Annotated in this window: 14 protein-coding genes; 12 read left to right on the forward strand and 2 right to left on the reverse strand. The window is 30.5% G+C overall.

Annotation, left to right across the window (positions count from 1 at the left end; genetic code table 11):
- The first annotated feature begins 36 nt into the window (after positions 1-36).
- The 8 genes from IMX26_RS01175 to IMX26_RS01210 all read left to right on the forward strand — a co-directional run bounded on the left by IMX26_RS01175 (position 37) and on the right by IMX26_RS01210 (position 8,029).
- Entirely contained in the window at positions 37-630 is a 594-nt protein-coding gene (locus tag IMX26_RS01175; protein ID WP_195159901.1) for a 4Fe-4S binding protein, read from the forward strand.
- Between the two features lie 496 nt (positions 631-1,126).
- Positions 1,127-1,972 carry a MurR/RpiR family transcriptional regulator gene (locus IMX26_RS01180; protein ID WP_195159902.1) on the forward strand — a complete coding sequence of 282 codons (846 nt, stop codon included), beginning with the start codon at positions 1,127-1,129 and terminating at the stop codon, positions 1,970-1,972.
- 8 nt (positions 1,973-1,980) lie between these two features.
- The gene (locus tag IMX26_RS01185; RefSeq protein WP_195159903.1) at positions 1,981-2,712 is read left to right on the forward strand and encodes an MBL fold metallo-hydrolase; all 732 of its coding nucleotides are present in this window, start codon (positions 1,981-1,983) and stop codon (positions 2,710-2,712) included.
- A gap of 43 nt (positions 2,713-2,755) precedes the next feature.
- Positions 2,756-4,252: an ABC transporter substrate-binding protein gene (locus IMX26_RS01190; RefSeq protein WP_207729301.1), complete on the forward strand. Its 1,497-nt coding sequence runs from the start codon at positions 2,756-2,758 to the stop codon at positions 4,250-4,252.
- A gap of 69 nt (positions 4,253-4,321) precedes the next feature.
- A complete protein-coding gene (locus IMX26_RS01195; protein WP_207729302.1) occupies positions 4,322-5,278 on the forward strand; it encodes an ABC transporter permease in 957 nt (318 codons plus the stop codon).
- Positions 5,279-5,290: 12 nt separating this feature from the next.
- Positions 5,291-6,103, forward strand: a complete 813-nt coding sequence (locus IMX26_RS01200) for an ABC transporter permease (RefSeq protein WP_195159904.1) — start codon at positions 5,291-5,293, stop codon at positions 6,101-6,103.
- A 4-nt stretch (positions 6,104-6,107) separates the two neighbouring features.
- Positions 6,108-7,067: an ABC transporter ATP-binding protein gene (locus tag IMX26_RS01205; RefSeq protein ID WP_195159905.1), complete on the forward strand. Its 960-nt coding sequence runs from the start codon at positions 6,108-6,110 to the stop codon at positions 7,065-7,067.
- A gap of 2 nt (positions 7,068-7,069) precedes the next feature.
- Positions 7,070-8,029, forward strand: a complete 960-nt coding sequence (locus IMX26_RS01210; protein WP_195159906.1) for an oligopeptide/dipeptide ABC transporter ATP-binding protein — start codon at positions 7,070-7,072, stop codon at positions 8,027-8,029.
- 168 nt (positions 8,030-8,197) lie between these two features.
- On the opposite strand, the gene fosB is transcribed toward IMX26_RS01210, so the two are convergent.
- Positions 8,198-8,617 (reverse strand): metallothiol transferase FosB, encoded by a 420-nt coding sequence (gene fosB / locus IMX26_RS01215; RefSeq protein WP_195159907.1) that lies wholly within the window; start codon positions 8,615-8,617, stop codon positions 8,198-8,200.
- Between the two features lie 136 nt (positions 8,618-8,753).
- Positions 8,754-9,161 carry a YjdF family protein gene (locus tag IMX26_RS01220; RefSeq protein ID WP_195159908.1) on the reverse strand — a complete coding sequence of 136 codons (408 nt, stop codon included), beginning with the start codon at positions 9,159-9,161 and terminating at the stop codon, positions 8,754-8,756.
- A 304-nt stretch (positions 9,162-9,465) separates the two neighbouring features.
- Here IMX26_RS01220 and IMX26_RS01225 point away from each other — a divergent pair, with 304 nt between their 5' ends.
- From IMX26_RS01225 to IMX26_RS01240, 4 genes are all read left to right on the forward strand, one after another.
- Complete coding sequence (locus tag IMX26_RS01225) at positions 9,466-10,380, forward strand: YafY family protein (protein ID WP_195159909.1); 915 nt, start codon at positions 9,466-9,468, stop codon at positions 10,378-10,380.
- Positions 10,381-10,496: 116 nt separating this feature from the next.
- The gene (locus IMX26_RS17735) at positions 10,497-11,336 is read left to right on the forward strand and encodes an NUDIX hydrolase (protein ID WP_243259273.1); all 840 of its coding nucleotides are present in this window, start codon (positions 10,497-10,499) and stop codon (positions 11,334-11,336) included.
- A 36-nt stretch (positions 11,337-11,372) separates the two neighbouring features.
- On the forward strand, positions 11,373-12,110 hold the full coding sequence (locus IMX26_RS01235; protein WP_195159910.1) for a hypothetical protein: 738 nt from the start codon (positions 11,373-11,375) through the stop codon (positions 12,108-12,110).
- A gap of 360 nt (positions 12,111-12,470) precedes the next feature.
- The gene (locus IMX26_RS01240; protein WP_195159911.1) at positions 12,471-13,151 is read left to right on the forward strand and encodes a response regulator transcription factor; all 681 of its coding nucleotides are present in this window, start codon (positions 12,471-12,473) and stop codon (positions 13,149-13,151) included.
- Positions 13,152-13,199: the final 48 nt, after the last annotated feature.

Below are 13,199 nucleotides of genomic sequence, written 5' to 3' on the forward strand. Positions count from 1 at the left end.
AATCCATCATGTTTTTTGTTGAGGAGGAGCAAAGTAATGTTAAAAAAAATATTAAAAACTAAGTTTAGAGAGCTTTTATTTTTTGGTACAATCTTATTTTTTTTGCTTAGTATAATTAATATTTCGTTTTCTTTCTTAGGAATGATCTGTATGATATTGCCATTTGTTTTATACTATAGGTATAAAGAGAAGCTATGGTGCAAATATTATTGTCCTAGGTCTAAACTATTTACCAAATTATTAAGTAAAATATCTTTAGGCAAAAAATTGCCTAAATCACTAACATCTAAAAGAGCTAAATATATTGTACTGAGTTATTTTGGAATAAATATGTTTTTTATGTTTATGTCTACTTATGCTGTTTTAACTAGTAAAATAGAGCCAGCGAATTTTGTAAAAATGTTTGTGTTTTTTAAGGCTCCTTTTACTTTACCACAACTAACAAATTGGGCATTACATTCAGCATTATTACACTTAAGTTATAGAGTGTTTTCAATGTTTTTTTCATCTATATTATTAGGTTTAGTTTTAGGATTTATCTATAGACCCAGAACTTGGTGTGTAGTTTGTCCTATATCTACTTTAACCACAAAATCAAAAAAGATAGTAAGGGTCAACAATGTTACTTAATAATTAAATGTTTTTTGAGTGAGAGCTAGCATGGTAACAGTGTTGGCTCTTTTTTATGCTGTTTATAGCATTTAGCTTTTGTTAGTTTAAGTCTTTATTTAAAATAAATTACATATGAAAGCTATTAACTTACGAAATATGATCTTTGAATTTTGGATAATAACTTAATTTTACTCTAGCTTAACTCTAGCTTAATATACTGTTGAGAAAAACACGGTAAAATTTAATTGTAGTTTTAACTACATGATTTTATTTAAAGCGCGCATGTTGTATTAGTATACCCTTTATTATGAGTGAGATTTTGTTGTTATAATAGTGTTTTTCACATACTGTGTAATGTTAAAATAATTAACGTAAGATAGACTACATATAAGTGAAAAACTAGTGAAAACTAATAATAAAAAAATAACTATTATTATGGTATGATAGCTGTGTAAGTTTCATATTCTTGTGTTGCTTCAACACTAGTCTTTAAACTATCATGGGAGGTGGCTTAGTGATTCACAACAGAATTAAAAAGAATTTTGATGGGCTTACTCCTGCTCAAAAAAAAGCAGCTCATTATATTCGCAACAACATAGTTGAGTCATCATCGTTAACCGCTAAAGAAATTGGCGAGAGATGTGGCTGTAGTGAACCCACAATACATCGCTTAGCTAAGGTATTAGGCTATGCAAATTACCTAGAGATGAGTAAAAGCATTAAAGAAGTTGCTTTTGAAAAACGGGTTATGAGGCGCTTTAATAATTTAGTCACTAGTAATGATAGTAGACAAGAATCATGGCTAAATGAACACTTTGCAGGCGAGGTAGATAACCTTAATGAAACAATGATGTTACTTAATAAAGCTAAAATTGCAGAAGCAGTAAACATGATTTTAAATAGTAAGAGAATTTATTTTGCTGGCTGGCGTGCAGGTTTAGGGGTCACAAGTTATATGAGTTACGTATTAAACTACCTACTTGGAAACTCAAAACTAATACCGCAGGGGGAGGCAGCAGAGTATAGTAATTATTTTACAGAACATGATTTGTTAATAGTAGCAGGGTTTCCTCGTTATTGTAAAACAACTCTTAAAGTATGTGAAAAAGTAAAAGAAAAAAATAGTAAAATATTGTGTTTAACAGACTCCGAGATATCTCCTTTTTATGTTATAGCAGATTTAGCTTTTATTGCCAAAACAAAAACAAAAGGAATGATAGACTCATACGTAGCTCCGTTGTCGATAGCTCATTTAATAATAAATGAAGTAGCCTATCAAAAACCAGAGTTCGTAAGGACCAATATTAATAGTATGGAACAAAGTTTAAAAAGTTTTGATTTAGAATATAACTGGAAATAGGTGAGGTAATGAAACTAAAAATAATAGGATTTTGGGGGGCTTACCCTAAAGCTTCGCAAGCATCATCATGTTACTTAATAAGTACCGATACAACAAATGTGCTTTTAGATTTAGGATCAGGTAGTTTGGCTATAATGCAAAAGTACCTGAGTTTAGCAGATATTGACGCAGTAATTATATCTCATTTTCATGGAGACCATTTTGCTGATGCTTTTTGTTTACAACATGCAGTTTTAATGGATACCCAGTTAGGTAAAAGATCAAAAACTTTAGATTTTTATGCTCCCTTAAATGAAACATATTTTAAAGAGCTAAATTTTAGGGACTGTACAAAAGCTACAGCCATTAATGAGAACTCTAAAATCCAAATTGGTGATTTGAGTATTCAGTTTGCTAAAACAGTACACCCTATTTATGGACTATCTATGAGAGTTAAACATGGGGATAAAGTTTTGGTTTATTCAGCAGACACCGAGTTAAATGAAGATTTGCAAAAACTAAGTCAGGGCTGTGATTTACTTTTATCAGAATGTAGTATTTATAAAAAGTATGAAGGCTTAATTAAGGGTCACATGAGTGGCAAAGACGTAGCTGAATTAGCCAGCAAAGGTAATGTAAAACAGGTAGTAGTTACTCATTTGCCAAATTATGATGATAATAATGAATTAATTAAAGATATAAAGCAAGGTTTTAGTGGAAAAGTTTCATTAGCTCGAGAGGGCTTAGAATTTATTATATAGCTTAACTGAGTTGCAAAATGCGTTATAGCTAGGAGGACGAGTTGTGAAAAAACTATGTAGTGTTTTGTTATTGATATCAGTAATTTTCACCCTAACAGCATGTCAGAATGCGGGTGATTCAAATAAACTTGTGGTTGCTGTACCACAAGATCCAGATTCTTTAGACCCCCATAAAGCAGCAGCTTCAGGTACTGAGGAAATGATGTTTAATGTGTTTGAGGGATTGTTAAAGCCTAATAGTAAGGGTGAATTAGAAAAAGCTATTGCAGAAAGTTTCAATATTTCTGAAGATGGTTTAGTATATACTTTTACTATCAAAGATAATGTGAAATTTCACAATGCTCAAACTGTTACTATTGAGGATGTTGAGTATAGCTATAAGAGATTGCGTGGAGATTTTACAGATAAACCCCTTAACTCTAATTTAGCTAAAGCTGAAATTAAAGTAGTTAATAATAATACAATTAAATTTACCTTAAAAGAAGTTAATACTTCTTTTATAGGTAGCTTAACAGAGGCTGTTATTCCTGCTAATATGAGTGATGCTCAACATGGCTCTAATCCTGTAGGTACAGGTCCGTATAAATTTGTAGAGTATGTTCCTTCGCAAAAAATAGTTTTAGCTAAATTTGATGACTACTGGATTAAGAATATACCTGCAATAAAAACTGTAGAGTTTAGAATATTTGCTGATGACCAAACTGCCTTAATGAGTTTGCAATCTGGTGCAGTAGATATATATCCTAGAATAAATAGTGAAAATCTTGATTTAATTCCTGATAACTATACCTATGTTGAGGGTGCTCAAAATTTAGTACAGATTATGGCAATGAATAATAAGGTAAAACCATTTAATAGTGTAAAGGTTCGCAAAGCAATCAACTATGCTGTAGATGTAGATGCCATTATAAATTCAGTGGCCAATGGTAAAGGTATTAAACTGGGCTCAAATATGTCTCCTGCAATGGAGCTTTATTATCAACAGGGTTTAGAAAACAAATATAATATTAATATAGAAAAAGCTAAACAACTATTAAAAGAGGCTGGCTATGAAAATGGTTTTAAAACAACACTAGTAGTACCCTCTAATTATCAATTTCATGTTGATACAGCTCAAGTAATTGCTAGTCAGTTAGGTAAAGTTGGCATTGAAGTAGAAATAAAAAAAGTAGAGTGGAATAATTGGTTACAAGAGGTTTATAGTAACAGAAACTATGAAATGACTATTATAGCCTTTACTGGCAAGCTTGATCCACATCCTGTCTTAAACAGATATGCATCAGATTATCGAAAGAATTTTATTAACTTTGCCAATGACCGCTATGATGAGCTTATGAAGCAAGCTGTAACAACTAAAGATCAATCACAGAGAGCAGAGATTTACAAAGAGGCCCAAAGAATTTTAGCAGAAGAAGTACCATGTGTGTATATTATGGATCCAAATCTCCTTGTAGCACTAAATAAAAATATTGAAGGCTACGAAATGTATCCAATTTATGTTCAAGATATGTCCATTCTTAAACTCAAGAATGAGCAGTAATTAGGCTTTATAAAAGAGAGGATATCTTACCTCTCTTTTATTTTTGGTGTTAGTATAATATTAAAAATTTTGGATAGGGTAAAAAAAATGAACTATATCTTAAAACGCAGTTTGTCCATAGTTTTTATTTTGTTATTTGTATCAATAATAACCTTTTTAGTTTTTGAGGTTATTCCAGGCGATCCTGTTTTATCTAAGTTAGGCATAGATGCCGATGAAGCTCAAGTGGAGGCGTTAAGAAAAGAGTTAGGCTTAGATAGGCCATTAACTATAAGGTATGTAGAATGGATTACAAAAGCAATTAAAGGAGATTTAGGTACTTCAATAAGGTTTGAAAGACCAGTGATGGAGCTAATTAAAAATAGATTAGGTTTAACTGCTTTAATTACTGCTATGTCTTTATTTTTTATTATTATTATTGGCTTTCCTTTAGGTATATTAATAACTAAAAATGAAAATAAATTTGGATTCGCTATGTCTTTATTATCACAGATAGGAATGGCAATACCCTCATTTTGGTTAGGTATCATAATAACGTATATTTTTGGATTAGTACTTAAGTTATTTATACCAGGTCAATATGTTTCATTTGCAGAAGACCCTACTGCTGCTTTTACTTACTTGTTTTTTGCGGTATTAGCCATTGCTATACCTAAAATATCAGTAATTATAAGGTATTTAAGAGACTCAATTTTAGAGCAAAAAAACCAAGATTATATTAGAACAGCGCGATCAAAGGGTGCAAATAATAACTATATTATGTATATTCATGTTTTAAGAAATGCGCTATTGCCTGTTATAACTGTATTAGGCATGTTAACGGCTAGTGTTTTAGGTGGCAGTTTAATTGTTGAAAAGGTATTTAATATACCCGGAATTGGTCGACTGTTAATTTTAGCAGTTGCTAATAGAGATTTACCTTTAGTAGAAGGTATAGTGTTATATATTGCGGCAATTGTAGTGTTATTAAACTTTGTAGTTGATTTATTATATAGAGTTATTGACCCAAGAATTAAGCTTAGTTAGGCTGGTATCAATATGAAAAGAGAATATTCCATATATTTTAAATGTGGTGTTGTTATTATTGTTTTTATGTTAGTTATAATGCTTTTAAGCTTTATTTATACACCTTATAATTCAGAAGATATTAATGGTGATAATAAGCTGCAAAATCCTAGCTTTAAACACTGGTTAGGTACAGATAATTTTGGTAGAGATATTTTAAGCAGGGTTATGAAGGGTTCGCAAATTGCCTTTTTAGTTGGTATAGTTGCGGTATCAATTGGGCTCATTTTTGGAACTTTAATTGGGGCGATTGCGGGTTATTTCGGTGGATGGATAGATAATGTATTAATGCGAATAATGGATGCTATGATTGCTTTTCCTGGCATAATTATCGCCTTAATGTTTGTGGCTATTTGGGGTTATGGAATAATTAACACTATGATTGCGTTGGGTATAATGGCAATACCTAATTTTGCTCGAATTGCATACAGTGGTTTTTTACAAGCTAAAGAGTTAATGTATGTAAAAATGGCTAAATCTATAGGGGTATCTCATTTTAGAATAATGTTTGTTCATATACTGCCTAATATTATTTCACCATTAATTGTGGCAGCTTCACTTGGCTTTGCAAGTGCAGTTTTAGCAGAGGCTGGCTTAAGTTATTTAGGTTTAGGAGTACAACCACCTGACCCAAGTTGGGGAACAATGTTGCATGAATCTCAGAGTTATTTTTATAAAGTGCCAATGTTTTCTTTGGCGCCAGGAATAATGATTACCTTACTAGTTTTTGGCTTTAATTTATTGGGTGATGGTTTGCGTGATTTAAATGATCCGAGAAAGAGGTAAAATTATGACTTTATTAAACATTCAAAACTTAAATATCTCTTTTTTAATTAATAAACAGCAATATAAAGCGGTAGATAATATCTCTTTTTCTCTTGTTAAAGGCGAAATATTAGGTATTGTTGGTGAGTCTGGCTGTGGAAAAAGTTTAACTGCTTTATCTATTATTAAATTATTGCCTAAAAAAGCAATATTAAGTGCTACTGAAATGCAATTTAATGATATAGATATATTACATGCAACCGAAAAAGAGATGAGAGATTTAAGAGGTGATGACATATCTATGATATTTCAAGAACCTATGACCTCACTTAATCCTTTATTAAAAGTTGGCAAACAAATTGCTGAAACTGTAAATCTTCATACTAATGCTAAAGACTCAAAACAACAGGCTTTGCAAATAATGAAACAAGTAGGGTTACCAAATGCAGAGGTTATGTATAATCAATATCCTCACGAGTTATCTGGCGGCATGAGACAACGCATTATGATTGCCATGGCAATGGTAATGAAGCCCCTTTTATTAATTGCTGATGAGCCTACAACTGCTTTAGATGTAACCATACAGGCCCAAATACTTGATTTAATGAAATACTTAAACAGTAAATTTGGTACAACAATAATTTTAATATCTCATGACTTGGGAGTTATTAAAAGAATGTGTGATAGAGTTTTAGTGATGTATATGGGTAATATTGTAGAAGAGGCAAGAGTAACAGAGCTTTTTAATAATGCAAAACACCCGTATACTAAAGGTTTATTGGCTGCTATACCTAACCCTAAAGTTAAGAGAAGTAAATTATATACAATACCAGGCAGAGTGCCTAGTATAACTAATAGACCAACTGGTTGTGCTTTTGCAGCTAGGTGTAGTTATGTTACCAAAGAGTGTAAAAAACAGAATCCTTTAATGTTTTACGAAAATGACCATGGCATAAGTTGTTTTAATTACAAGCAGGTGAAATGAAAATGAGTAAACAAATATTAGAAGTAAAAAACATAAAAAAATACTTTGCTTTGCCAAAAAGTAGTCCTTTTGCTAAACCTAAATATGTAAAAGCAGTTAATGGCGTGTCTTTTTATATTAATAAAGGTGAAACCTTTGGTTTAGTTGGAGAATCAGGCTGTGGTAAATCTACCATTGCCTATTTAGTAGGTGGTTTATTATCACCTGATTCAGGTGAAATATTGCTTAATGGAGTTAATTTAGATAATAGCAATAAACAGGTACAACAAAATGTGCAAATTGTATTTCAAGATCCCTATAGCTCTTTAAATCCACGTAAAAAAATAGGTTGGATTTTAGGTGAGCCACTAAGGGTTCATAAAAAAGGCAACAAACAGCAAATAAAAAAAAGAGTAATAGAAATGCTGTTAGAGGCTGGTTTTAATGAGAGTGATTATGGTAGGTATCCCCATGAATTGTCGGGTGGTCAACGGCAACGTGTTGGAATTATGTGTGCCTTGATGTTAAATCCACAATTAGTAATTGCAGATGAGCCAGTATCTGCACTAGATGTTTCTATACAAGCGTCATTACTTAACTTTATGGAAAGTCTACAGCAACAGTATGGCTTGACTTATTTATTTATTTCTCATGATCTTAATGTAGTACAACACTTTAGTGATAGAGTTGGGGTCATGTACCTTGGTAAAATTGTGGAAATAGCGACTGCAAATCAAATATATAATAATCCAATTCATCCCTATACCAAGGCTTTATTATCGGCAATTCCCACTGTGTTTGAGGAAAATAATAAAAGAATTATGCTAAAAGGTGATGTGCCAAACCCAGCAAATGTTCCACAGGGCTGTAGCTTTCATACGAGGTGTAAGCAGTGTATGGATAAATGCTGTAGGGGAGATTCACCGGAGTTTATTGAGGTAGAAAAAGGTCACCATGTAGCATGTCACTTAATAGTTAAGTAAAAACCTGTAGAGCAGGGGTTGAGCCTTCTGAAATATTTTAAAACACCATTATTCCTCAAGTAAAAGAAGTTTTAAACTTAACAAGTCTAGTTAAAATTACGAATATGAGATTAGTATTATTTATTAAGTGGTAGAAAACTTTATTATCAAGTTAGGTTAATCTGCTTATTACTCAAAAAACCTTAACTCAAGTCGGTGCTGTTTGTAAAAATTTATTCTATCTTCTTTTGTTTTGGTGTGAAGCTCAAATAAGTGTCCATCGGGATCTCTAAAGTAAATAGACTTGCCTTCATTATCATGGCGGACTCTACTTTCAATTATGTTAATTCTTAAATCTTGCAATTTCTTTAACATAATAGGGTATTCTTGCTCAGTAATAGAAAAGCTAATATGAGTATATGATTGATATATTTCATTACGTGGTATATCTTGTTCAAGGTTTAAAGCTAGCCAAATACCATTTAGGTCAAAATAAGCAAGTTTATCTCCTAAAACTAAAAGTTTTGCGTTAAAAACATTTTGATAAAAGTTAACAGCCAGCTGTAGATTACTAACGGAAAAGGTAAGGTGATTAATACTAAGTTCCATAATTATTTCTCCTTAACATTTTACACTCTATATTATAATATAACATAATATGGTATTGTTAAGAGGTTGAAAATACTAATAAAATAGGTAATTGTTAAATAATATAATCATAAAAAAAACACCTGAGAGGTGTTTTTTAGTGTCCTTTTTTCTTTTGTTTCTTTTTTTGTTGTTTCTGTAAAAACTTTTTTTCTTTAAGCAATTCTTGTTTGGCTTTTAGGTTTTGTTTATGTTCTTGTTTTCTAAAATCTCGATCAAGTTTAAGAGCTTGCTGAGCTTTAGTGCCAATACCTTTTTCTTGGGTAGCTTTTTTAGCCTCCCTTTGCTGTCGTTTAAAGCTCGGTTTTTTTAGATTTTTTTGCTCAATATTTAATGCAGTACTAAATCTTAGTTTATTTGATTCTGTTAAAATATAGTTATAAACTGTGTCATCATTTGGTTCAGCTCCAAAAGTGACCTTGGCAGTAAATAACTTATTTTTTACAGTACGCTCAAAAACTCCAACCCAAAATGGTCCTTCAAAGAACACTGTAAACGAAATCATATCAATACCCCCTGAACTAAAAATGCTGATATCGAGAATGGACAACCCAGGGGCAGGTTACTGACAGTTTTTAAGCTGTATTCGGACTACCAACCGAATAGTGTTTTAATCTCTTAGCTATTAATCATTATATCATGTTATTAAAATCTTTATTAGCTTTGTTTAAAAATATTAATGGAAATGGTTAGCTTAGTAACAACTTATGTATTTCCAGATAAGCATAAACAGTAACTTGAAGTTTTATGGTATAAATATGACAATACATTGTCTTATTTTAGGGGTATAATAAACTTAGGTGATAATTATGAAAATCAATAGGTTGTTTGAAATTGTTGTTATCTTATTAAATAAAAATGTTGTAACGGCTAAAGAGCTAGCTGACCGTTTTGCTGTTTCTACCAGAACAATATATCGAGATATTGATGTTCTTTCAACTGCTGGTGTACCTGTATATACCAATAAAGGTAGTGGCGGAGGCATATCACTATTAGATAATTACGTGCTTAACAAAACTATGGTATCCGAAAAAGACGTTGAGAATATTTTAATGACTTTGCAAACCCTAAAAGCTGCTAGTTATACAGATGTAGATAATGTAGTGCAAAAACTAGCTTCTTTGTTTAAGAATATTCAAATTCAAGACTGGATAGAGGTAGATATAAGTGAGTGGGGTAGTTCTTCAAATAACAAAGAAAAATTTAATAGCATTAAAAAAGCAATAATTAGCCAAAATTGTCTAAAATTTAAGTACTATAATAGCGAAGGCCTTAAATCAGAAAGAGAGGTTGAGCCGCTAAAATTAATATTTAAAGGACAATCATGGTATGTATGGAGCTTTTGTAAACACAAAAATAATTTTAGAATTTTTAAAATAAACAGAATGAAGGATTTTAAGGTTTTAGAAAAAACATTTAATAGAGAGAACCATATAAATAAAATAGGGTATAAATATGAAATTAGTAAAAATTATAAAGTAAAACCTATTAAACTTAAAATGAGATTTCATGAAAAACTTTTATATACCTTATATGATTATTTTAATGAAGAGGATATTGTATATAATAGTAGTGGTACAGTAGAAGTGCAGTTTGTCTTTCCCCATACTGATTGGATTTATAATTTTATACTTTCATTTGGAGCAGATGTTGAAGTTCTTGAACCTCAGCATGTTAGAGAAGAAGTGAAAAAGAGGTTATTAAAAATGCTTTTATTGTACTAAACACTTTAGTTAAAAACATAATGTTAAAGTTTTATATAGATTTCATATAAATTAGTGGATTAGAATTTTAAATGTTACAATATACTAACTAAGCTCTATGATGAGGAGGAATACTATTGAACGAATATATTGTTATGGATCAATGGGACGGTAAAATTAAAATTGAAGTCAATAATAATCTAACATCATCTAAAATAGTATTTGAACAGTTTATTACAAAGTTAAAAGATAAAATAGAATGTGTTTTTTTTGATGAAGATGAAATTAGACGTTATTCACCAGAAAATAATGAGTTAAATATAACCTATTTAGGTTCAAGTTTTGCTGTTCAAGATTTAAAACAAAAAATAATAAATGAGCAAAATGATAGTATTAAAGTTGAGTTTGTAAATGAGTTTAAATCGTTAGGAAAAGTTAAAATGCCTCTTAATGATAAAATTTTATTTGATGGTTGGCTAAAAGTTTATCAACGAAAAGTATCTAGTAGAGAATATAACATTCTCAAAAACTATAGTGCGGTAACTTCCTTAATTGTAAATGAAGACAGTGAGGTTTTATTAGTTAAGCAATTTAGACCAGCAGTTATGACTATTACATATGAGCTGCCAGCAGGTTGTTTGGATGTTGAGAACGAAGATCCTTTAGATACAATGGTAAGAGAGTTAAGAGAAGAGACTAATTTAACTATAGGAAGAACACGATTACAAAAATTAATTACCTATTATACATCTTTAGGACACTCCAATAGTCAAAACACAATCTACTATGCAAGTGTAGCAAAGTCTGAGCAATATGCTACATGTATTAATGATGAAGATGTTTTAGAGACAGTCTGGATGCCTTTTAAAGAGTTTGAGAAACATATTAAACAGGGTAATATTAGTGATTCTAAAACTGTAATGGCATACTATCATTATAAAACATTTATAGAGCAAAAAACGCTGAGCATTCACTAAGTGAGTGTTGTTTAGTGGATAGGAGAAACTACAACAATGAATAAAATTGTATTATACTTGATAACAATCATACTTATGGCAGCATTAGTGGCTCTTAAAGTACCATATTTGTTAGCTACTATAATTACAGTATCCGTAGTGATGGTTTTATATATGAAGTTAATTACTAATAAAAGCAGATTGCGTTATAAAGTATTAGCTCAAGAATGTAATCCCGCTGAGTTTATAAAGATTACTGAGCAGCAATTAGTTGTTCATAAAAAAAATAAAAAAGCAGTTGCCTATTTAACAATTGATAAAGCAGCAGCTTTAATAGCACAAGGTGATTTTGAGCAAGCAAAAGAATTGTTGTTAGCTATAGACAAAAACTATATTACAGAAAAAAACGGATTACTATTAAACTACAATATTTACTATGTTACTTGTTTGTATGAACTAAACTTAATAGATGAGGCAGAAGAGTTTTACGAGAAAAACATAGTTAAATTAATCGAAAATAATGAAAAACAAGCTTTAACAATACTGCTTTTAGAGGGTGAAAGAGATTTTTACTTGCAGAATTATACTAATAGCAAACAAAAATTGCAAAGTATATTAAGTAATTCAATATCTTTAATGAGTAGATTAAAAATCTTATACAAGCTTGCCTTAATTGATTTATATAATGGTGATAAAGAAAGTGCTAAAGTTAAGTTAAAAGAGATATTAGAACTTGGAAATGGATTAATGGTAGCCCAAAAAGCACATCAGCATTTAGTATTATTGAATAACTAAGTAAAATAAATGACTGTTACTATAAACTGGTAGCAGTTTTTTTGGCTCTATAATAAATAGTGTGGGCGAAAAACATCCATACTATTTTTTTAAATAAAATAAGAAGGGCATAACCCCAGAACGTAGTAGTTTTAATTGCTCCAGAATCTATGGTACTAATCTAAGTAAATATTTCAGTGTATTTCACATCAGTTTCACATTAAGGATGTATTATATAGCTAACCAACATGTTAAATTAAAAAATATACTTGTATATTGAGATTAGTAGTATTTCATATAAATTTGCCTGCCTAAAGGTAGGCAAATTTAAGTTGTAGGTTATAATAAACTATATACAAAGCTTTATATGAAGGTGTAAAAATGAGCAATTCAATACTTGTTGTGGAAGATGAAAAAAGAATGATAGAAATAATCTGTGATTATATAGAATCTGAAGGGTATGCCGTTTATAAGGCTGCTGATGGACTAGAGGCTATGGATATATTTGATAATAATGATATTAATTTGGTAATCCTAGATATAATGATTCCTAAACTGGATGGCTGGTCAGTATGTAGAAGAATAAGAAAAAAATCTGATACTCTAATTATTATATTGAGTGCTCGTAGTGACGAAGACGATAAATTACTTGGTTTTGAACTAGGTGCAGATGAATATGTTACCAAGCCGTTTAGTCCCAAAGTTTTAATGGCTAGGGTTAAAGCCCTATTAAAAAGATTTGAAAACAACTGTCCCTATAATAATAGAAATATTACTATAATAGATGAACTTTGCATAGATAAAGATGCCTACAAAGTTTTAGTTAATAACAAAGAATTAAACTTAACAATTAAAGAATATGAGCTTTTACTAAAGCTTGTAGATAATAAAGGCAAGGTATTTAAAAGAGATGTATTAATTAACTCAATTTGGGGCTATGATTATTTTGGTGATGGTAGAGTAATAGATACAAATATAAAAACACTACGCAAAAAACTAGGGATTTGTTCAAAATTTATAAAAACTGTAATAGGTGTTGGATACAAGTTCGAGGTGAAATAATGAAAAAATCACCTACTTTTAAATGTTTTTGCTTATGTTCATGTTCTT

The sequence above is a fragment of the Clostridium sp. 'deep sea' genome, from assembly GCF_014931565.1.
Taxonomy (GTDB): Bacteria; Bacillota; UBA994; order PWPR01; family PWPR01.

What these genes read in the sequence shown, in the direction of transcription:
- IMX26_RS01235 (WP_195159910.1), top strand. Translation starts at nt 11,373, where the DNA reads ATGAATAAAATTGTATTATACTTGATAACAATCATACTTATGGCAGCA.
- fosB (WP_195159907.1), bottom strand. Translation starts at nt 8,617, where the DNA reads ATGGAACTTAGTATTAATCACCTTACCTTTTCCGTTAGTAATCTACAG.
- IMX26_RS01210 (WP_195159906.1), top strand. Translation starts at nt 7,070, where the DNA reads ATGAGTAAACAAATATTAGAAGTAAAAAACATAAAAAAATACTTTGCT.
- IMX26_RS01200 (WP_195159904.1), top strand. Translation starts at nt 5,291, where the DNA reads ATGAAAAGAGAATATTCCATATATTTTAAATGTGGTGTTGTTATTATT.
- IMX26_RS01205 (WP_195159905.1), top strand. Translation starts at nt 6,108, where the DNA reads ATGACTTTATTAAACATTCAAAACTTAAATATCTCTTTTTTAATTAAT.
- IMX26_RS01175 (WP_195159901.1), top strand. Translation starts at nt 37, where the DNA reads ATGTTAAAAAAAATATTAAAAACTAAGTTTAGAGAGCTTTTATTTTTT.
- IMX26_RS01225 (WP_195159909.1), top strand. Translation starts at nt 9,466, where the DNA reads ATGAAAATCAATAGGTTGTTTGAAATTGTTGTTATCTTATTAAATAAA.
- IMX26_RS01240 (WP_195159911.1), top strand. Translation starts at nt 12,471, where the DNA reads ATGAGCAATTCAATACTTGTTGTGGAAGATGAAAAAAGAATGATAGAA.
- IMX26_RS01185 (WP_195159903.1), top strand. Translation starts at nt 1,981, where the DNA reads ATGAAACTAAAAATAATAGGATTTTGGGGGGCTTACCCTAAAGCTTCG.
- IMX26_RS01220 (WP_195159908.1), bottom strand. Translation starts at nt 9,161, where the DNA reads ATGATTTCGTTTACAGTGTTCTTTGAAGGACCATTTTGGGTTGGAGTT.